The 20,103-nt window shown below is 70.1% G+C and carries 18 protein-coding genes; 10 read left to right on the top strand and 8 right to left on the bottom strand.

The window, feature by feature from the left end:
- Positions 1-41 precede the first annotated feature (41 nt).
- Entirely contained in the window at positions 42-221 is a 180-nt protein-coding gene (locus tag NWFMUON74_RS31425) for a VOC family protein (RefSeq protein WP_187685331.1), read from the top strand.
- A gap of 35 nt (positions 222-256) precedes the next feature.
- Positions 257-1,123 carry an Fpg/Nei family DNA glycosylase gene (locus tag NWFMUON74_RS31420; RefSeq protein ID WP_187685330.1) on the top strand — a complete coding sequence of 289 codons (867 nt, stop codon included), beginning with the start codon at positions 257-259 and terminating at the stop codon, positions 1,121-1,123.
- Between the two features lie 215 nt (positions 1,124-1,338).
- Here the strand turns inward: NWFMUON74_RS31420 and NWFMUON74_RS31415 are convergent, their stop codons facing one another.
- The 3 genes from NWFMUON74_RS31415 to pdxR form a co-directional block, all read right to left on the bottom strand.
- The gene (locus NWFMUON74_RS31415) at positions 1,339-2,853 is read right to left on the bottom strand and encodes a carboxylesterase/lipase family protein (protein WP_187685329.1); all 1,515 of its coding nucleotides are present in this window, start codon (positions 2,851-2,853) and stop codon (positions 1,339-1,341) included.
- A 16-nt stretch (positions 2,854-2,869) separates the two neighbouring features.
- Positions 2,870-3,115, bottom strand: a complete 246-nt coding sequence (locus tag NWFMUON74_RS31410) for a DUF2630 family protein (RefSeq protein WP_187685328.1) — start codon at positions 3,113-3,115, stop codon at positions 2,870-2,872.
- An 87-nt stretch (positions 3,116-3,202) separates the two neighbouring features.
- Positions 3,203-4,576 carry a MocR-like pyridoxine biosynthesis transcription factor PdxR gene (gene pdxR / locus NWFMUON74_RS31405; RefSeq protein WP_187685327.1) on the bottom strand — a complete coding sequence of 458 codons (1,374 nt, stop codon included), beginning with the start codon at positions 4,574-4,576 and terminating at the stop codon, positions 3,203-3,205.
- Positions 4,577-4,645: 69 nt separating this feature from the next.
- On the opposite strand from pdxR, the gene NWFMUON74_RS31400 reads away from it, so the two are divergent.
- A complete protein-coding gene (locus tag NWFMUON74_RS31400) occupies positions 4,646-5,344 on the top strand; it encodes a pyridoxamine 5'-phosphate oxidase family protein (protein WP_187685326.1) in 699 nt (232 codons plus the stop codon).
- Between the two features lie 32 nt (positions 5,345-5,376).
- Here NWFMUON74_RS31400 and NWFMUON74_RS31395 read toward each other — a convergent pair whose 3' ends face one another.
- Entirely contained in the window at positions 5,377-6,612 is a 1,236-nt protein-coding gene (locus tag NWFMUON74_RS31395; protein ID WP_187685325.1) for a hypothetical protein, read from the bottom strand.
- Positions 6,613-6,632: 20 nt separating this feature from the next.
- On the bottom strand, positions 6,633-7,394 hold the full coding sequence (locus NWFMUON74_RS31390) for a crotonase/enoyl-CoA hydratase family protein (protein ID WP_187685324.1): 762 nt from the start codon (positions 7,392-7,394) through the stop codon (positions 6,633-6,635).
- 395 nt (positions 7,395-7,789) lie between these two features.
- On the opposite strand from NWFMUON74_RS31390, the gene NWFMUON74_RS31385 reads away from it, so the two are divergent.
- The 4 genes from NWFMUON74_RS31385 to NWFMUON74_RS36440 all read left to right on the top strand — a co-directional run bounded on the left by NWFMUON74_RS31385 (position 7,790) and on the right by NWFMUON74_RS36440 (position 10,679).
- Positions 7,790-8,386 (top strand): TetR/AcrR family transcriptional regulator, encoded by a 597-nt coding sequence (locus NWFMUON74_RS31385; RefSeq protein ID WP_187685323.1) that lies wholly within the window; start codon positions 7,790-7,792, stop codon positions 8,384-8,386.
- Between the two features lie 9 nt (positions 8,387-8,395).
- Entirely contained in the window at positions 8,396-10,015 is a 1,620-nt protein-coding gene (locus NWFMUON74_RS31380; protein ID WP_187685322.1) for an acyl-CoA dehydrogenase family protein, read from the top strand.
- A 41-nt stretch (positions 10,016-10,056) separates the two neighbouring features.
- Entirely contained in the window at positions 10,057-10,518 is a 462-nt protein-coding gene (locus tag NWFMUON74_RS31375) for a Rossmann-fold NAD(P)-binding domain-containing protein (protein ID WP_232111286.1), read from the top strand.
- 86 nt (positions 10,519-10,604) lie between these two features.
- On the top strand, positions 10,605-10,679 hold the full coding sequence (locus NWFMUON74_RS36440; RefSeq protein ID WP_232111251.1) for a DUF1731 domain-containing protein: 75 nt from the start codon (positions 10,605-10,607) through the stop codon (positions 10,677-10,679).
- A gap of 15 nt (positions 10,680-10,694) precedes the next feature.
- Here the strand turns inward: NWFMUON74_RS36440 and pgi are convergent, their stop codons facing one another.
- Complete coding sequence (gene pgi, locus NWFMUON74_RS31370; protein ID WP_187685321.1) at positions 10,695-12,332, bottom strand: glucose-6-phosphate isomerase; 1,638 nt, start codon at positions 12,330-12,332, stop codon at positions 10,695-10,697.
- 76 nt (positions 12,333-12,408) lie between these two features.
- Here pgi and NWFMUON74_RS31365 point away from each other — a divergent pair, with 76 nt between their 5' ends.
- Positions 12,409-13,860 (top strand): NAD-dependent succinate-semialdehyde dehydrogenase, encoded by a 1,452-nt coding sequence (locus NWFMUON74_RS31365; protein ID WP_187685320.1) that lies wholly within the window; start codon positions 12,409-12,411, stop codon positions 13,858-13,860.
- An 87-nt stretch (positions 13,861-13,947) separates the two neighbouring features.
- Here the strand turns inward: NWFMUON74_RS31365 and NWFMUON74_RS31360 are convergent, their stop codons facing one another.
- A complete protein-coding gene (locus NWFMUON74_RS31360; RefSeq protein WP_187685319.1) occupies positions 13,948-14,241 on the bottom strand; it encodes a chorismate mutase in 294 nt (97 codons plus the stop codon).
- Positions 14,242-14,546: 305 nt separating this feature from the next.
- Here NWFMUON74_RS31360 and pcrA point away from each other — a divergent pair, with 305 nt between their 5' ends.
- Positions 14,547-17,087: a DNA helicase PcrA gene (pcrA, locus tag NWFMUON74_RS31355; protein ID WP_187685318.1), complete on the top strand. Its 2,541-nt coding sequence runs from the start codon at positions 14,547-14,549 to the stop codon at positions 17,085-17,087.
- A gap of 69 nt (positions 17,088-17,156) precedes the next feature.
- On the opposite strand, the gene NWFMUON74_RS31350 is transcribed toward pcrA, so the two are convergent.
- Complete coding sequence (locus NWFMUON74_RS31350) at positions 17,157-18,332, bottom strand: peptidoglycan DD-metalloendopeptidase family protein (protein WP_187685317.1); 1,176 nt, start codon at positions 18,330-18,332, stop codon at positions 17,157-17,159.
- A gap of 581 nt (positions 18,333-18,913) precedes the next feature.
- Between NWFMUON74_RS31350 and sucC the strand changes: the two genes are divergently transcribed.
- Complete coding sequence (sucC, locus tag NWFMUON74_RS31345; RefSeq protein WP_187685316.1) at positions 18,914-20,095, top strand: ADP-forming succinate--CoA ligase subunit beta; 1,182 nt, start codon at positions 18,914-18,916, stop codon at positions 20,093-20,095.
- Positions 20,096-20,103: the final 8 nt, after the last annotated feature.

The raw sequence follows: 20,103 nt of genomic DNA, 5'->3' as shown, positions 1-20,103 counted from the left end.
GGATCGGGCAGCAGGTGCCGGATGCGGCCGGCCGTCATGCGATGTTCGATGGTCAGGATGTCGGGCCGGGTGTCGCGCTGTGGTTGCGCACCGACGACGCGCCCGCTCCGCACGACGAGCCGGCCACGGCCGGTGTGCCGGTCGCGGACGGTCCGTTCGGTAAGCATTCCGCTTTCGCCGACCCGGAGGGCTACGTGATCACCGTGCACGACGGCGAGTGATCGCCGATGTCGGTGCCGGCCGGTAGGCTGCGGGCGTGCCCGAGTTACCCGAGATCGCGGCGCTCGAGCGGTTCCTCGCCGAGCACGCGGTAGGCGCGGTCGTCGGGCGGGTGGATGTCGCCGCACTGAGCGTGCTGAAGACGTTCGACCCGCCGATCACCGCGCTGTCCGGTCGTGACGTCCTCGAGGCGGGCCACTGGGGCAAGCATCTGGGATTGAACTGCGGCGGCCTGTGGCTGATCACGCACCTGTCCCGGGGCGGCTGGCTGCGCTGGATCGACGAGCCGAGTCCGAATCCGCCCAAGCCGGGCAAGGGCCCGCTCGCCCTGCGCGTGCACTTCTTCACCGCCGAGGGCGCCACCCCCGCCTTCGACCTGACCGAGGCGGGCACCAAGAAACGCCTCGCGGTCTGGGTGGTCGAGGACCCGCGGGCGGTCCCGGGCATCGCGCGGCTGGGTCCCGACGCGCTGGCGGTCACCGAGGCGCAGTTCGCCGAGATTCTGCGCGGCACCTCGCAGCGGCTCAAGACCGCCCTCACCGACCAGACGCTGCTGGCGGGCATCGGCAACGCCTACTCCGACGAGATCCTGCACGCGGCGAAGCTTTCCCCGTTCGCCACCGCCGGCTCCCTCGCCCCGGAGAAGACGGTGCTGCTCTACGAGGCCATGCGCGCCATCCTCACCGACGCGGTGAACCGGTCCGTCGGCCAGGACGCCGCCCGGCTCAAGGGCGAGAAGCGGTCCGGCATGCAGGTGCACGCCCGCACCGGCCTGCCGTGCCCGGTGTGCGGCGACACGGTCCGCGAGGTCGCCTACGCCGACAAGTCGTTCCAGTACTGCCCCACCTGTCAGACCGGCGGCAAGATCCTCGCCGACCGCCGGATGTCACGCCTGCTGAAATAGTCCGCACCCGTGGGGTGGCCGCGCCCGTTGGGGTGGCCGCGCCTGCTGGGGCAGGGCTGCGTGTGTTGGGGCGGGGTCGCGTGTGTTGGGGCAGGACCGCGTCTGTTGGGGCAGGGCGGCGTGTGCTGGGGCGGGGCGGCGTGTGTTGGGGCAGGGCCGCGTCTGTTGGGGCGGGGCGGCGTTTGCTGGGGCAGGGCTGCGTTTGGTGGAAGGGCTCAGCCCAGGGCGGGGACGCGAACGCCGTCCCATGCAAGGCGTTTCGCGCGTTCGGGGTCGACTTCCACTCGCGCGGGGTGGTCGATTATGCGGGTGCTGCGCCGCTCCACGGAGTACTCCGGCCAGGAATCGAGCGGTTTCCCTGTGCGAGCAAAGGACAGCCAGTTCTCCTGGAACTCGTTCTGTACGGCGCGGAAGCCGCGTTGCCCGCCCGCCGCGGTCATGGCGCGGCCGACCGCGGTGTCGACGCCGCCGAACACCGGGATCAGATCGAGCGCGTGCGTCGCGCCGAATCCGGCCAGCTGCACCGCGCGCGGGGCGAAGTCGTAGCGGTACGCGTAACAGCTCGCGTGTTTGCTGTGCCCCTCCAGCAGGGCGATCGTCGGGCGCCAGAAGACGAAATCGCCGCCCATCCGCACCGCCGCGCGTCGGCTCGGAAAGCCGGGATAGGCCGCGACAACGCGTTTTTCGAGGTCTTCGTCGCCGCATCGGGCCAGCGCGGTGTGCAGTTGTGCCGGGGTGGTGGGCAAGGTCCGGTCGAAGCGCTGGAACAGCGTGCCCTCGTCGCGGTTGGTGCCGATGATCAGTGGAACCGGGTGCGCGCTGCCGTCGGCGCAGGCATCGACGGGCGCCTGCGGCAGATAGTCGCCGTCGACCACCGGCGCGGCGGGAAAGCTGCCCGGCTGTTCCCACAGCACCTGCCCGACGGCCCGGTCGACCGCCTTGCGAATGTCGTTGGCGCCCAAGGTGGTGAGCGCGGTGACGGCGTCCGCCCTCGCGACGCCGAGATTGTCCAGGCAGCGACGAGCGAACTCGCGCGCCTCCGCGGCGGTCATCGCCCAGTCCGCCGGGGCGCTCTGCGCGATGCCCCGATGGAACAGTCCCGCCGCCGCGGGCGTGGCCAGCAGGCTCACCACGGCGTGCGCGCCCGCCGACTCACCGAAAATGGTGACATTGCCGGGATCGCCGCCGAACGCCGCGATATTGCGCTGCACCCAGCGCAGCGCCGCCACCTGATCGCGCAGGCCCAGATTCGAGTCGAAAGGTCTGTCGGGCGTGGAGAACTCGCTGAAATCGACGTAGCCGAAGGCGCCGAGCCGGTAGTTGAGCGACACCACGATCACATCGCCCCGCAGCGCCAGCCGCGCCCCGGAGTAGAGGCCCAGCGCCGACGTGCCGAGCACGTAGCCGCCGCCGTGGATGAACACCAGCACCGGCCGCGGCGCGGACGACGGCGTGACCGGCGCGGTGACGTTGAGGGTCAGGCAGTCCTCGGCGGTCGGCTGCGACCGGCGCGGGCCGATCAGGGCCCCGCGCCGGTGCTGCATGGCCGCGAAACCGAAGTCGGTGGCCTCCCGCACGCCGGTCCAGGGCCGCACCGGTTGCGGCGCCCGGAAGCGCAGGTCACCGACCGGGGGAGCGGCGTAGGGAATGGACCGCCAGCGCAGCACGCGGCGGCCCCGACGACCCCGCACGATGCCGTCGGCGGTCGTGATATCTATCGTTGCCACCATCCAGCGATGGTATCCGTTACTGGAGGTACCCCTCGACCTGCTTGGCCGAGTTGGCCTGGGCCTCGTCCGGGTTGTCGCCCCGGTCGGTGCGGGCGCGCCGTTGCCGCAGCAGGTCCCAGCACTGGTCCAGCATCACCTCGAGATCGGCCAGTTGAGCCCGCTCCTGCTCCGGGTCGAGCGCCCCGCTCTCGGCCTTGGACCGCAGCTGATGCTCCCGATCCACCAGGTCTTTGATGCGCGAGAGAATGTCCTGTTCGGTCATGGGTCCATGCTACGGAACGGTGCGGGGCAAACCGTCGCTCAGGGCGTGGTGGGCGCTCTCGTACGCATGCCGGATCGAGAAGCGGCCCTATCCGGTCGCCAGGCATTCCGCGGCCACCTCCAGCGCGGCCCGCAGATCCGCCCGCAGCACTGCCGAATAACCCAGTGGCACACCGAAAATTCGCTGCTCGCCGAGGTGGTGCCGGGCCAAGCGGTCGAGGAAGACGCCGCGTTGCCCGGCCGCCGCGGCCGCCCGTTCCGCCGCGGCGGCGGAGGGGAGTGGCACCAGCACATGGGAACCCGCGTCGTCGCCGATCACATCCAGACCGTGAGCGCGCAACCGCTCGACGACCACCGCCCGCCGGGGCGGCATCTCGCGGCGCAACCGCCGAAGGTGGCGAGCCAGGTCGCCGTGCCGCGCCAACTCGACCAGCACCTGCTGGCCGATCGGCGCCGGGCCGGTGCCGGTGATGTTCCGCCGCGCTACGACGGCTTCGGCGACAGTTGGTGACGCCACGAGCCAGCCCACGCCCAATGCCGGACTGAGAATCTTGGATGTGGTGCCCAGATGCACCACCACGTCGGGGGCCAGTGTGGCCAACAGCGGCAGCGGGGCCGTGTCGTAACGCAACTCGCCGTCGTAGTCGTCCTCGATCACGAAAGCTCCGGTGCGCCGGGCGAATTCGATCAGCTCCACGCGCCGCCCCGCGGGCATGCGGGCGCCGAGCGGAAACTGATGGGCGGGAGTGCAATACACCGCCCGCACGTGGGACGGGATCAGATCGGCCCGCAGCCCGTGGGCATCCACCGGCACCGGCACCACTCGCACGCCCGCGGCGCGGAACGCGCCGACCGCCCGCTGATAGCCGGGATCCTCCATCGCCACCGCATCGCCCGGGCGCAGCAGCGTGGCGGCGAGTTCGGCGACGGCGGCGCTGGTCCCGGCCGTCGCCAGTACCGCGGTGCCGCTACCGGCCGCCAGGCCGCGGTGCCGCAGCAGATGCTCCGACACCACGACCCGATAGTCCGGATCGCCCCGTCTGTCCTTGCGCGACAACGGGATACGGTCGGAGGCCGCACGCCAGGCCCGTCGCCACGCGGCGCGGTCTATCGCCTCCACGCACGGCGCGCCGGGAGCCAGATCGTAACGCGGAGAGGGTGTTTCGTCCTCGAGAACCGGATCACCGGATTTCGGCGCCGGAACAGGAGCGGCGGTGAGGAACGTGCCGGACCCGTGCCGTCCGGTCAGCCAGCCCTCGGCGTGCAGCTGGTCGTAGGCCGCGGTCACCACGGTGCGGCTCACTCCGAGCCGGGACGCGAGCGCGCGCGAGGACGGCAGCCGATCCCCGCCGCGCAACCGCCCGTCGGCCGCCGCCGCCCGCAGGCCGTCGGCGACCTGAACGGCCATCGGCCGGGCGGAGCCACGGTCGACGGTGAGGATCAACTCCTCCGCAGCGCTCATGAAGTGGTCTTTCATTCTTCCGTGGAATTGGCCGTTCAGTGCGGCCATTGTAGAGAACATGCTGGTGACATGACCGAGTCACGTGCCGCCCGGACCCCGCTCTCCCCGACCGCGCGCAGCACGCTCACGCGCTACCGGGATCGCGCCGCCACCGATCGCGGCGCGCTCGACGCGGTGCTAGACGCCGGTCTGATCTGCCACCTCGGAGTGCTGCTGCACGGCGCGCCGGTGGTGCTGCCCACCACCTACGGCCGCGACGGCGACACGCTCTACCTGCACGGTTCCACCGGCGCCGGGAATCTGCGCGCCGCACTCGCCGAGCCCGTGTCGGTGGCGGTCACGCACCTCGACGGCATCGTCTACGCCCGCTCGGCCATGCATTTCTCGATGAACTACCGGTCGGCGGTGGTCCACGGGCGGGCCGTCGAACTCACCGATCCCGAGCAGCGCCTGCACGGCCTGCGCACCGTGGTCGAGCACGCCGCGCCCGGCTCCTGGGAATACGTCCGCCCGCCCACCAAGAAGGAACTGGCCGCCACCATGGTCCTCGCGCTCGACCTCACCGAGGCATCGGTGAAGACCCGGGCCGGCGGGCCCGGCGATGATCCCGACGATCTCGCCTCCGACGTCTGGGCGGGTGTGCTGCCCGTTCGCCAGGTGTTCGAAAACCCGGTTCCCTCAGTCGATCTCGCCTCCGGCGTCGAGACTCCTGACCATGTGCGAGACCGGATATCGCCCGCCTCGACACCCGTGCAAGTCAGAACGTAGCGCCGCCCTTCGGGCGGCGGCGTATCACCGCGTCACCAACAGGTGTTCGCCAGGTCGAGGGAGCCGAGGGTGGCGGTCGCGAGCGCCTCGAGTGCCGCGGGGGTCGCGATGTGGTCCGGATCCAGCGAGACCAGCGCGAGGGTGTAGGTCTGCGCGGTGCGGGAGAGGTACGCCGACAGGCGGGTGCGTGGCAGGTGGGTCCGCAGCAGGCCAGGATGGATGGCGCGGGCCGCGACGCCGGTGCAGCGGTGCGGACCGAGGTGGGTCAACGACGCCGGTAGCACGCCGATGTTGGAGCACAGCGCATCGCGCTCGCCCGCGCCCCGGGACAAGCGGTAGGCCACCCGCTCCGGTAATACCTGCAGCAGTTCCTCGGGCATCCCGCTCGGCGCGGACATGCGGTGTTCGTATGCGGCGCGGCACTTCTCGCGCAGGGTGGCGGGTGTATCGGCGCGCGTCACGGTGACCTCGGTCATCGCTATATCGTTGTCCACCCGTGGCTCCGCGCGGGTGTCGACCGGAACACTGGTGCTGATCGTGGGCTCGGGAAACCCTGCCTCCCACAGCATTCTCGCGACGAGATACACGAACAGACTGTTCGCGGTGCCACCGTGCGCGGTGCTCACGAGCTCCCAGTCCGCCGCCGAAACCTCCAACACCGCACCGCAGGTCGTGTGCCGCCCCGCGCCGGCCACACGGACGGCGGTCGCCTCCGGGCGGCTCGGCACGCCCCGCCGTAGCGCGCGCACCGTACCCCCCAGCACGAGAGACCACTGCCGCCGTGCATCGGCCCAATCCGATCCTGCCACAGCGCTTTCCGCGCCCGTGGCTCCCGCGAGCGCCCGGTCGACCGCGATCGTCAGGCCGCGGCCGTCGGCCAGTGCGTGGGAGCAGGTCAGGGACACCACCGAACCGCCGTCGTCCAGCCGCGTCGCCGCCAGCCGCCAGCCGGGGCCGAATTCCGGGTCCAGCTCCGAGCCTTGCAGGTCGGCCCAATCCAGCAGCTCCGCGACGGGGAGCGGGCGGTCGGTGCTGCGCAGCGGATGCGCCGAGTCGTTGGCACGCCAGTACGGACGCGCACCCGGCACCCGCGAACGCACCACCCGCCGCCCCAGCGGGCCGACGCGCAACGCCGCGTGCACCTGCTCCAGCGTGGCTGGACTCACTCGATCCGCGGTGCGCCACAACCCCTGCAGCACGATCGGCGTGCCGAGGCCGCGGTGCGTGCGCAGGAAGATCTCGTCGAGGACACCGAGTCGATTCGTCACCGGCGGCCGCCCCGCACCGACTACGCCCCGTGCCGACCCGCGCCGGCCGCGAAGCGCTGGGCGCCCGCCAGCGCGCCCTCCGCGTCCGACAGCGCCGTCAGGCCGTGGCGGAACTCGTTGCCGAGCGCGGCCTCCTCGTCCAGACCCCACTGCTCCAGCGCGGACATCCGGTCCGAGCGCAGGCACGTCTGCGGCAGCGCGGCCAGTTCGGCGGCGAGTTGTTCGGCGGCCGTGCGGGATTCGCCCGGCGGCACGACGCGGTTCACCAGCCCGATCTGCAGGGCCTCGGCGGCGCCGACCGCGCGGCCGGTGAGAATCATGTCCATGGCCCGCCCGGCGCCGATCAGCCGGGGCAGCCGCACCGTGCCCCCGTCGATGAGCGGCACACCCCAGCGCCGGCAGAACACGCCGAAGGTGCTGTCCTGCTCGGCGACTCGCAGATCCGCCCACAGTGCCAGCTCCAGCCCGCCGGCCACGGCATACCCGGACACCGCCGCGATCACCGGCTTGGACAGCCGCATCCGGGACGGCCCCATCGGACCGTCGCCGTCCGCGGCGGCCCGGTTGGAGCGTTCGGTGCCGAGGGATTTCAGATCCGCGCCCGCGCAGAAGGTGCCGCCCGCACCCCACAGCACCGCCACCGCGGCCTGCGGGTCGGCATCGAATTCCCGGAAGGCGTCGGCCAACGCCTGCGCGGTGGGTCCGTCGACCGCGTTGCGGGCTTCCGGACGATCCAGGATCACCGTGCACACCGGGCCGGTGCGTTCGATCCGGACGCTCATGACCGAACCGCCGCGCCGCTGGGTGGTGTCGTGGTCCGGAGCTGGGCCGCTGTGCCGCCGGGTGGTGTCGTGGTCCGGAACTGGACCGCTGTGCCGCGGAGCGGTGTCGTCGTCCGGAACTGGACCGCTGTGCCGCGGAGCGGTGTCGTCGTCCGGAACTGAATTGCCGTGCGGCTGAGCGGTGTCGTGGTCCGGAACTGAACTGCCGTGCCGCCGGGTGGTGTCGTGGTCCGGAATCGAACCGCTGTGCCGCTGGGTGGTGTCGTTGTCTCGAAGATGTCTGCGGCCATGTCCGCTCCTCGCTGTCGGCGACCGCCGCGACCGGCGCGGCGTGCTGTTCTCGGCCCGACCATACCCCCTTGCGTGAAGAAATGAATCCGTGATTCACTTCTTGCATGGCCTACCGCAGAACCCCGGCCGTGCAGGCCCGCCTCGACGCGCAGGCGGGTGCGATCGTGCACGCCGCCGCACGGGTGCTGTCCGAGCGCGGGTTCGGCGGCCTGTCCATGGCGGCGGTCGCGGCCGAGGCGGGCGTGGCCACCGGCACCGTCTACAAGAACTTCAGCGGGAAGACGGAGCTGGTGACGGCCGTCTTCCGCGATGTCGTCACCCGCGAGGTGGCGGCGGTGGCCGCGGCCGGCGCCGGGGGCACGTCCGTGGAGCGGGTGACGGCCGCGGTGGAGACCTTCGCGGGCCGCGCGCTGAAGAACCCGAAGCTGGCCTACGTGCTGCTGGCCGAACCGGTCGACGCGGCCGTCGACACCGAGCGCCTGCGGTTCCGCCGCGCCTTCGCCGAGACCTTCGAATCCGCCGTCGCCGAGGGCGTCGCCAACGGCCAACTGCCACCCCAGGACCCGCGGGTCAGCGCGGCCGCGCTGGTCGGCGCCATCGGTGAGGTGCTGGTCGGCCCGCTCGCCGACGGCCTGCACAGCGAATCGGTGCTGCCCGAACTCGTCACCTTCGCCCTGCGGGCCCTGGGCCTGCACGAATAGGAGTCCAGCATGCTCACCCACGAAGTGTTCAACCAGGTCCCCGACCTCGTCCCGTTCGACTTCTCCCGCAACCCCGCCCTGCTCGAGGGGCTGCATCGGGAGGGTGCGGGCTGGGCCGAGGCCGAGGTGCGCGAATTGGGCGCGCTCGCGGGCGGTTCCGAGGCCCAGGAGTGGGGGCGGCTGGCCGACGGCAACCCGCCGGTGCTGCACACCCACGACCGCTACGGCCACCGCGTCGACGAGGTGGAGTTCCACCCGTACTGGCACGAGCTGATGCGGGTGGCCGTCGCCCACGGCCTGCACGGCAGCCCCTGGCTCGACGACCGGCCCGGCGCGCACACCGCCCGCGCGGCCAAGTTCTACACCTGGGGCATGGCCGACGCCGGTCACATGTGCCCGATCTCGATGACCTACGCGGTCGTCCCCGCGCTACGGCACAATCGCGAGCTCTCCGCCCGGTTCGAGCCGCTATTGGGTTCGCGCACATACGATTTCGGGCTGCGCGAGCCGTCGGCCAAGTCCGGTCTGATCGCGGGCATGTCGATGACGGAGAAACAGGGCGGCTCCGACGTGCGGGCCAACACCACGACGGCCACGCCCCAGCCCGACGGCACCTACCGCATCGTCGGGCACAAGTGGTTCACCTCCGCGCCGATGTCGGACATGTTCCTCACCCTCGCCCAGGCGCCCGGCGGGCTGTCGTGTTTCCTGCTGCCCCGGGTGCTGCCCGACGGCAGCCGCAATCCGCTTCGGCTGCAACGGCTCAAGGACAAACTCGGCAACAAGTCCAACGCCTCCTCCGAGATCGAGTACGAGAACGCGGTGGGCTGGCTGGTCGGCGCGGAGGGCGCCGGGGTGAAGACCATCATCGAGATGGTGAACATGACCCGGCTGGACTGCGTGATCGGTTCGGCCACCGGCATGCGGGTGGGGGTGGTGCACGCGGTGCATCACGCGCGGCATCGGGATGCCTTCGGCGCCAAGCTCATCGACCAGCCCGCGATGCGCAATGTGCTCGCGGATCTGGTGATCGAGTCCGACGCGGCGACCACGGTGATGATGCGGCTGGCCGGCGCCACCGACCGCGCCGCCGCCGATCCGGCCGAGGCGGCGCTGCGCCGCATCGCGCTGGCGGTCACCAAGTACTGGGTCTGCAAGCGTGCGCCCGCGCACGCCGCCGAGGCGCTGGAATGCCTGGGCGGCAACGGATATGTCGAGGAATCCGGGATGCCGCGGTTGTATCGGGAGGCGCCGCTGATGTCGATCTGGGAGGGCTCGGGGAATGTCGCGGCGCTGGACGCGCTGCGTGCGATGGGCCGCCAGCCCGAAACGGTGGAGGCCTATTTCAACGAGGTCTCCCTGGCGCGAGGCGGCAACCGCCATCTGGACGACGCGATCGACCGCATCGGCAAGGAACTCACCGACCTGACCGACATCGAATACCGCGCCCGCCGGGTGGTCGAGTTGATGGCGCTGGTGCTGCAAGGGGCGCAGCTGGTCCGCCACGGCCACGCCGCGGTCGCGGATGCCTTCTGCGCCACCAGATTCGGCGGCGACTGGGGCATCGCGTTCGGGACGCTGCCGGTCGGCGCCGACACCGGAGCCATCATCGAGCGCGCCTTCGTCTGAGGGCGCTACTGCTATGAGCAAGCACACGCTTCCGGCGCGCGGTGCCCGGGTTTAGCGTCCAGGTCGACTACTGGATCCGGGGCTCCACCACGGCCATCTGGTCCGATGCCGGTGAGATGCGTTGCACGGAAACAACTCCGCTGCCGATCGGCCTGCCGCAGATGACCGGCGTCGCCGACCCGTGGGAGCGGGCCTTCGCGGGCGCGGCGGCCGAACGATGGACCATCCTGCGCACCTCCATCGTGCTGGACCCGGCCGCGCCCGCGCTGCTGCGCCTGGCCGGGCTGACGAGGATGGGGCCGGGTGGCCGCATCGGCCGGGGCGACCAGTGGTTCAGCTGGATTCACGTCGACGACTGGCTGCGTCTGGTTCGCGCCGCGCTCGGCCTCGACCCGGAGGTGACGCTGCCGAACGGAATTCTCGTCGCCGCAGCGGATTTCCCGGTCCGCAACCGCGACCTGATGACCGTCCTGCGTCGTCGTCTGCGCCGCCCGCACCGCTGACGCCGATTCCGCTCCTACGCCTGGGCGCGATCGTCCTCCGCTCCGACCCCGCGCTCGGCTGGACCGGACGGCACGCCACGTCGGAAGTGCTGCCGCACACCGGTTTTCGTTTCGACTATCCGACCCTGGACGAGGCACTCGCGGACCTGCTCCCACGCTGACCGGCGGTACCCGTCTCACCGGCGCGCGCGGTACCACCGGATCAGGGCATCGGTCGACGAATCCGATTGCGGCGCCGGCTCCTCCGGGGCGGTCAGCAGCGGTTCCAGTTCGAGGGCCTGCTGCTTGCCCAGTTCCACGCCCCACTGATCGAAACTGTCGATGCCCCAGATCGTGCCCTCGACGAACACCTGATGCTCGTAGAGCGCGATCAGCTGCCCCACCACCGCCGGGGTGAGCCGCTCGGCGAGGATCGCGGTGGTGGGCCGGTTGCCCGGCATCACCTTGTGCGGCACCAGCTTCGGGTCGGTGCCCGCGGCGGCGATCTCGGCCGCGGTCTTGCCGAACGCGAGCACCTTGGTCTGGGCGAACAGGTTGCTCATCAGGATGTCGTGCATGCTGCCGGTGCCGTCGCGGGTCGGCAGATCGTCGGTGGGCCGGGCGAAGCCGATGAAATCCGCCGGGATCAGCCGCGTGCCCTGATGCAGCAACTGATAGAAGGCGTGCTGCCCGTTGGTGCCGGGCTCGCCCCAGAAGATCTCGCCGGTCGACGTGGTGACCGGAGTCCCGTCGGCACGCACCGACTTGCCGTTGGACTCCATCGTCAGCTGTTGCAGATAGGCCGGGAAGCGGGCGAGATCGTTCGAATACGGCAGCACCGCACGCGATTCCGCGCCGAAGAAGTTCGAGTACCACACCCCGAGCAGGCCCAGCAGCACCGGCGCGTTGGCGGCCAGGGGAGCGGTCCGGAAGTGCTCGTCCACGCTGTGCATCCCGGCCAGGAACTCGGCGAACCGTTCCCTGCCGACGGTCGCCATCACCGACAGACCGATCGCCGAATCCACCGAATAGCGCCCGCCGACCCAGTCCCAGAAGCCGAACATATTGGCGGTGTCGATGCCGAACGCCGACACCCGCTCGGCGTTGGTGGACACCGCCACGAAATGCTTGGCGACCGCGTCCTCGCCCAGCGCGGCGACCAGCCACCGGCGCGCGGCCGTCGCGTTGGTCAGCGTCTCCAACGTCGAAAACGTCTTGGACGCAACGATGAACAGCGTGGTCGCCGGGTCGAGGCCGGCGAGCTTCGCGGTCAGGTCCGCCGGATCGATGTTGGAGACGAACCGCGCCGAGATGCCCGCGTCGGCATAGTGCCGCAGCGCCTGATGGACCATCACCGGGCCCAGATCCGAACCGCCGATGCCGATGTTCACCACCGTGCGGATGCGCTCGCCGGTCGCGCCGCGCCACTGCCCCGAGCGCAGCGCGTCGGTGAACTCGCCCATCCGGCGCAGCACCTCGTGCACTTCGGCCCCGGCGTCCGCGCCGTCGATGGTCATCGGCACACCGGCCGGGAGCCGCAGCGCGACGTGCCCGACCGCGCGGTCCTCCGAGGTGTTGATGTGCTCGCCTGCGAACATCGCGTCGCGCCGCCGGGCCACCCCCGCCGCCTCGGCCAATTCGACCAGCAGATCGAGGGTTTCGCGGGTGACGCGGTGCTTGCTGTAGTCGATGTGCAGGTCGGCGACCTCGATGGTGAGGTCCCGCCCGCGCTCCGGATCTTCGGCGAAGAACTCGCGCAGGTGCCGGTCGGCAATGGCCGAATGATGATCGCGCAGTTTCCGCCAGGCCGCCGTCGCGGTGATGTCGCTGCTCACAGCTTTCGACATTACCCACCCGATGCGTACCGCGCTGGTTCCGGCGAGTGATGTCGGTGGCTCGTAGGCTTGGGGCATGGTGTCCGAACGCGAACTCCTCGATTCAGTCCCTACGCAACTGTGGATCGGCGGGCCGGTGGACGCCACCGGCGGCGCGACGTTCCCGGTCGAGAATCCGGCGACGGGCGAGCCGCTGGCCCACGTGGCCGACGCCGCTCCGGCGGACGCGGTCCGCGCCCTCGACGCCGCGGTCGCGGCACAGGGCGAATGGGCCGCCACCACGGCCCGCGACCGCGCGGAGATCCTGCGCGCGGTCTACGAGCGCCTCGTCGAACGCACCGAGGACCTGGCGCTGTTGATGACCCTGGAAATGGGCAAGGCACTGCCGGAGAGCCGCAACGAGGTGCGCTACGGCGCCGAATTCTTCCGCTGGTTCAGCGAGGAGGCCGCGCGCGTCCACGGCCGCTACCAGACCGCGCCCACCGGCACCGGCCGCATCGTGGTGCACAAGCAGCCGGTCGGTCCCTGCCTGGCGATCACGCCTTGGAACTTCCCGCTCGCCATGGGAACGCGCAAGATCGGCCCGGCCCTCGCGGCCGGTTGCACCATGATCGTCAAACCGGCCTCGGCCACCCCGCTCACCATGCTGCTGCTGGCGCGGTTGTGTGCCGAGGCGGGCCTGCCCGAGGGCGTGCTGTCGGTGATCACCAGCAGCCGGTCCGGGGCTGTCACCGAGCCCCTGCTCACCGATTCGCGCCTGCGCAAGCTGACGTTCACCGGTTCCACGGAGGTCGGCCGCAAGCTGGTGGAGAAGTCCGCGCACGGCCTGCTGCGCACGTCGATGGAGCTGGGCGGCAACGCCCCGTTCGTGGTCTTCGACGACGCCGACGTGGACGCCGCGGTGCAGGGCGCCATGCTCGCCAAGCTGCGCAACGGCGGCGAGGCGTGCACCGCCGCCAACCGTTTCCACGTGCACAACGCGGTGCGCGCGGAATTCACCGAGAAATTCGTCGCCGCGATGGGCGAGGTGAAACTCGGCCCCGGCAGCGACCCGGCCACCACGCTGGGCCCGCTGATCAACCAGGACCAGCTCGACACCGTCACCGAACTGGTGGACGACGCGGTCGCCAAGGGCGCGCAGGTCGCCATCGGCGGCAAGGCTCCCGGCGGTCCGGGTTACTACTTCCCGGCGACGATCCTGTCCGATGTGCCCGAGTCGGCTCGCATATTGCGCGAAGAGGTCTTCGGCCCAGTTGCGCCGATCGTCGGCTTCGACACCGAGGAGCAGGGTCTGGCCGCCGCCAACGACACCGAATTCGGTCTCGTCGCCTACGCCTACACCCGGAATCTGGACCGCGCCCTGCGCATCGCCGAGGGCCTGGAATCCGGCATGGTCGGCATCAACCGCGGTGTCATCTCCGATCCCGCCGCGCCCTTCGGTGGCGTCAAGGCGTCCGGATTCGGCCGTGAGGGCGGTTTCGAGGGCATCGACGAATATCTGTCCACCAAGTACATCGCACTGCCGTAGCGCGGCATCCGGACAGAAGAAAACCGCCCCGGGCGAAAACACCGGGGCGGTCTCTGGGGCAGCGGCGCTCGGGAACGCCGCGCGTGGTCAGTGGCCGAGGCGGCCGCGGCCGAGGCGCAGCAGCAGCATGGCGAGGGTGTGGCCTTCCTGGCCGAGTTCGCTGAACCGCTCCAGCACCTTCATCTCCCGCGAGTGGACCAGGCGCGGTCCGCCGTTGGCCATCCGGGTGCGGCCGATGATCCGCGAAATCTCGGTGCGCCGCTTGACCGCGGCGAGGATCTCGGCGTCGAGCCGGTCGATCTCCTTGCGGAGCTTATCGATCTCCGCCTCGCTGCTGGGCAGCGCGGAGTCGGACCCGGTCTCGGTCGTAGAGGTACTCATACTTTCTCTCCTCGTGTCAGAACTTCGATCGGTGCGCGGCCCCACCCCGTTACCGATCGGTTCTTTCACCGTGAAACAGACCCGGTGGGCCTTTCATTGTCCCCCGTCGAAATACGCGCTCAGGTGCGAGGTCGGTGACCACGACAGGTTGTGATCAGCCGAGCGGAAGCGGACGCGAGAGCGCTGGTCATGCCGCCAGTCTGCCACGGGCCCCGGGGCGAGCCAAACAGTTCTTCGTTGCGGTCCCTGCCGGGGACGCGACCGGACTACAGGTTGTCGGTGCCCGCCGGTAGCGTGGATGGACGATGGAGACGACGGTGGCTGACAAGACACGCTCTGCTTCGGAACCGGCAGATTCCGAACGCCCGGAGCGGACCGAGGGGGACGAGCGGAACCGGGCCGCGGGGTTGCTCGAGGGCTTGAATCCGCAGCAGCGGGCGGCGGTGGTGCATTCGGGCTCGCCGCTGCTGATCGTGGCGGGCGCGGGTTCGGGCAAGACGGCCGTGCTCACCCGCCGCATCGCCTATCTGCTGGCGGCTCGCGGCGTGACACCGGGCCAGATCCTGGCCATCACCTTCACCAACAAGGCCGCCGCCGAGATGCGCGAGCGGGTGATCGGTCTGGTCGGTCCGCGCGCCACCAACATGTGGGTGTCCACGTTCCACTCCAGTTGCGTGCGGATCCTGCGCACCCAGGCCGGGCTGCTGCCGGGCCGCAATTCCAACTTCTCCATCTACGACGCCGACGATTCGCGCCGTCTGCTCGCCATGATCATCCGCGATCAGGACCTGGACCCGAAGAAGTACTCGCCGCGCCTGCTGGCCACCGCCATCTCGAATCTCAAGAACGAGCTCATCGACCCCGAAACCGCCTCGGCCGACGCGGAATCCGACGAGAGCGAGCTGCCCGGCATCGTCGCGCAGGTCTACACCGAGTACCAGCGGCGGCTGCGCGCGGCCAACGCCCTGGACTTCGACGACCTGATCGGCGAGACGGTCGCGCTGCTGCAGCACCACCCGCAGGTCGCCGAGTACTACCGTCGCCGGTTCCGGCACGTGCTGGTCGACGAGTACCAGGACACCAACCACGCGCAGTACGTACTGATCCGGGAGCTGGTCGGCCATCACGCCGCGGCCGAGGTCGACGACGCCGACGCCGGGGCGGCCGCCGCCGACCCGGAGTTCAGCCCGGTGCGCCGCGACGACTTCGTGCCGCCCAGCGAACTGTGCGTCGTCGGTGACGCCGACCAGTCGATCTACGCCTTCCGCGGCGCCACCATCCGCAACATCGAGGAATTCGAGCGCGATTTCCCGGACGCGGAAACCATTCTGCTGGAACAGAACTACCGCTCCACCCAGCACATCCTGTCCGCCGCCAACTCGCTGATCTCCAAGAACGAGGGTCGCCGCGAGAAGAAGCTGTGGACAGACTCCGGCGACGGCGACCTGATCGTCGGCTATGTCGCCGACAACGAGCACGACGAGGCGTCGTTCGTGGCCCGCGAGATCGACCGCCTGGTCGACCAGGGTGACTACAACTATAGCGACGTGGCGGTCTTCTACCGCACCAACAACAACTCCCGGGCGCTGGAGGAGATCTTCATCCGGATGGGCCTGCCCTACAAGGTGGTCGGCGGTGTCCGGTTCTACGAGCGCAAAGAGGTCCGCGACATCGTCGCCTATCTGCGTGTGCTGGAGAATCCGGACGACGCGGTGAGTCTGCGCCGCATCCTCAACACCCCGCGCCGCGGCATCGGCGACCGCGCCGAGGCGTGCGTGGTCGTGCACGCCGAGCAGCGTGGCATCGGTTTCGCCGCCGCCCTGCGCGACGCCGCCGACGGCACAGTGGCGCTGTTGAATACACGGGCGCAGCGGGCCATCGCGGGATTCATGGACATGCTGGACGGGATCAGGGCGGCCGGAGCGCAAGAGGATCTGGACTTCCCCGATGTCGGCAATGTGGTCGAGGCGGTGCTGGAACGTACCGGCTACCGCGCCGAACTCGAGGCCTCCGACGATCCGCAGGACGGCGCCCGCCTGGACAACCTCAACGAATTGGTCAGCGTCGCCCGGGAATTCAGCTCCGAGGCGCGCAACAACGTGGAGGCCGCCCGGGCGGAGGGCCTGGTGCTCGAGGCCGCGGAGGGTGAGCCGGAGCCGGGCTCGCTGGCGGCCTTCCTCGAACGAGTGTCGCTGGTCGCCGACACCGACCAGATTCCCGACGAGGGCTCGGGCGTGGTGACGATGATGACCCTGCACACCGCCAAGGGCCTGGAGTTTCCGGTGGTGTTCGTGACGGGCTGGGAGGACGGCCAGTTCCCGCACATGCGGGCCCTCGGCGACCCGACCGAGCTGGCCGAGGAGCGCCGCCTCGCCTACGTCGGCATCACCCGGGCCCGTCGCCGGCTGTACCTCACCCGCGCGGTGGTGCGATCGGGCTGGGGGCAGCCGGTGTCGAACCCGGAATCGCGCTTCCTGCAGGAGATCCCGGGCCACCTGGTCGACTGGCAGCGCCTCGAGCCCGCTGCCACGGTCACCCGCGGGTTCCGCCGTCGCGGCGACGACGATGGGCTGGAACGGGATTGGACCCGCGGCGACGGTTGGGACCAGCGCCCGGGCCTGCGCGACCGCGGCCCCCGCCGCCCGGCACCCGGCGGCTCCGGCAAACGCAACAACACGGATCTGGTGCTCGCAGTCGGCGACCGCGTCAGCGACGACAAGTACGGCCTGGGCCGAGTCGTCGCCGCCGAGGGTTTCGGCGCCCTGGCCACGGTCACCATCGATTTCGGCACGGCAGGAAAAATCCGCCTCATTCCCCAGTACAGCCGAACCCTGGTCAAGCTGTAGCGAGCCCCCTTCCCCTGAGTTCCCCCCCAGAGAAGGGGACAGGCCAGAGAAGGGGACAGGGGTTGGGGTTCAGTCGCGTTCGGGGCCCAGGGAGATTCCGCGGGAGGCCAGCCAGGGGATGGGGTCGATGGCGGAGCCGCCGTTGGGGTGGACCTCGAAGTGGCAGTGCGGGCCGGTGGAGAAGCCGCGGTTACCGACGGTGGCGATCTGGTCGCCCGCCATCACCCGCTGGCCGACGCTGACCGTCGTGGTGTCGACGTGGCCGTACACGGTGACCGTGCCGTCGTCGTGGCGCAGGCGCACCCACATGCCGAAACCGGAGGCCGGCCCGGCGTCGATGACGGTGCCGTCCTCGACGGCGTAGATGGGGGTGCCGATGGGGGCGGCGATATCCACGCCCTCGTGCGGTGCGCCCCAACGGAATCCGAAGCTGGAGGTGTAATTGCCGTAGGCGAACTTCGTGTACAGCGGCTTGAGCTTGGCGGCCTCCTGGGCGGCCAGGTCGGCCGCGAACTGCTCACCGTGCTGCAGGATGTCGCTGAATTGGCTGATATCGGTCACGGGGGCCACGCTGACCAGCTGCGAGGAGTGCTGCTGTGACCCGGCGGCGGCGGCCGGGTCGGCGACGCTCACGGCTTGCGCCGCGATCTCGTGTACCTGACCGTCGGCCTGGTAGTCGGTGGTCGAGGTGGGGCTCTGGCCCGTCGACTGCATGGTCGCCTGCCCGGCGGCGACGACCGCGCCCGCGGCCACCGCGACGACGGCCGCGCGGCCCTTGAGCGCGGCGGGCGGCGCGGGCATCCGGTGCGCGCCGGGGCGCCGGGCAGCGATGCGTTGCGGACGGGCGGGCGCGTCGTCGGCGATGGCCGCGAGCCCCGGGTCGGTATGCGACCAGCCGCTGTGCGTGCTCGACTCGTCGTCGGCGGCGCGGTAGTCGTAGTCGTAATCGCCCTGGTCGGACGCGGAGTCGTCCGGCGTACCCCAGGAATCCCAGGCCGGGGTCTCGGGCGACGAGGTGCCCCATGGGTTCTCCGCGGGGGCGTGGGACGGTGTGTCCCACGGGTTCTCGGCGGGAGTGTTGTTCCATTCGGCTGAGGTCGGGGCGCTCCAGCCGTGTTGGGCGGGGACGGCTGCCGCGCCGGTGTAGGAACCGAACTCGACACCGCCGAAGGGATGGTCGCCGTCCTGCCGGTAACGCCGGGCGGACTGGGCGCGATGTCCGTGCTGATACGGCTCGGCGGTCATCGGCGCCGGCCCGGCTCGGAGTTACGGGATGCGGCGGACGGGTCGCCTGCGGAGCGGCTCTCTACCTGCGGAGCGCTGTGCTGCAACAAGCCTGCCGTCCTCCTGTGTCGTCTCCGAGTCTCACCGTGGTTACGCGAGGTTGTCGTCTGCGGGGCGTATTGTTCCCGCCGACGTCGTGACCGTGCTGTGACATCGACCGCATCGACGGTAACGAAACGATTGCAGCTCGGCAAGCGCTGCGGTCCTTCTGTCCTGACATGTGAGATTGATCACGATAACGCCAGGGAATATCTCACTGTCGAGTGGGCATTGGGGTGAGCGTACTCGACGACGATTCGTAGTAATCGGCCCCCCGGATCGAGCTTGTCCGGCTCGACCTGCCGCGGTTCCGCCAACCTACTCGCCGGTAGCCTTGGCCAGCGCTTTTACCGCCCGGTATGCAGTCCCGTGACCTGCGCCACTTAGGCTGTATGCGGCTGATTTCCCGTCCATGTGACTGATTAGAGTCCGACCCGACCCGCCTCCGACGACGGGCCGCCAACAAAGTCGTTGTACAACAACGCAGACGAGACGGTGAGTACATGGATCTCTTCGAATATCAGGCGAAGGAGCTCTTCGTGAAGCACGGAGTGCCTTCGTCGGAAGGCCGGGTCACGGACTCGGCCGAGGACGCCCGTGCGATCGCGACCGAAATCGGCAAGCCTGTGATGATCAAGTCGCAGGTCAAGGTCGGTGGCCGTGGTAAGGCGGGCGGCGTGAAGTACGCCGCCACCCCCGAGGACGCCTTCACCCACGCCTCGAACATCCTGGGCCTGGACATCAAGGGCCACGTCACCAAGAAGATCCTGGTCGCCGAGGCGAAGGACATCGCCGAGGAGTACTACATCTCCTTCCTGCTCGACCGCGCCAACCGCACCTACCTGGCCATGTGCTCGGTCGAGGGCGGCATGGAGATCGAAGAGGTCGCCGCCACCAAGCCGGATCGCCTGGCCAAGGTGCCGGTCGACGCGGTCAAGGGTGTGGATCTGGCGTTCGCCCGTTCCATCGCCGAGCAGGGTCATCTGCCCGCCGACGTGCTGGACGCGGCCGCGGTGACCATCCAGAAGCTGTGGGAGGTGTTCGTCAACGAGGACGCCACCCTGGTCGAGGTGAACCCGCTCGTCCGCACCCCGGAGAACGAGATCCTGGCACTGGACGGCAAGGTCACCCTGGACGAGAACGCCGATTTCCGCCACGCCGACCACGCCGAGTTCGCGGACCGGGACGCCACCGATCCGCTGGAGCTCAAGGCCAAGGAGAACGACCTCAACTACGTCAAGCTCGACGGTGAGGTCGGCATCATCGGCAACGGCGCGGGCCTGGTCATGTCCACCCTGGACGTGGTCGCCTACGCCGGGGAGAACCACAACGGCGTGAAGCCGGCCAACTTCCTCGACATCGGTGGCGGCGCCTCGGCCGAGGTGATGGCCAACGGTCTCGACGTCATCCTGAACGACGCGCAGGTCAAGAGCGTGTTCGTGAACGTGTTCGGCGGCATCACCGCGTGTGACGCCGTGGCGAACGGCATCGTGAAGGCCCTGGAGATCCTGGGCGGCGAGGCCAACAAGCCGCTGGTCGTCCGGCTCGACGGCAACCGCGTCGAAGAGGGCCGCAAGATTCTCGCCGACGCCAACCACCCGCTGGTGACGCTGGCGCAGACAATGGACGAAGGCGCGGACAAAGCGGCCGAGCTGGCGGCATCTACTACTGGCGCGGCCAAGTAAGGAAACAG

It is taken from the genome of Nocardia wallacei, assembly GCF_014466955.1.
Taxonomy (GTDB): domain Bacteria; phylum Actinomycetota; class Actinomycetes; order Mycobacteriales; family Mycobacteriaceae; genus Nocardia; species Nocardia wallacei.
The sequence above is the reverse complement of the archived record's forward strand: the minus strand, read 5'-3'. Positions and strand labels throughout refer to the sequence as shown.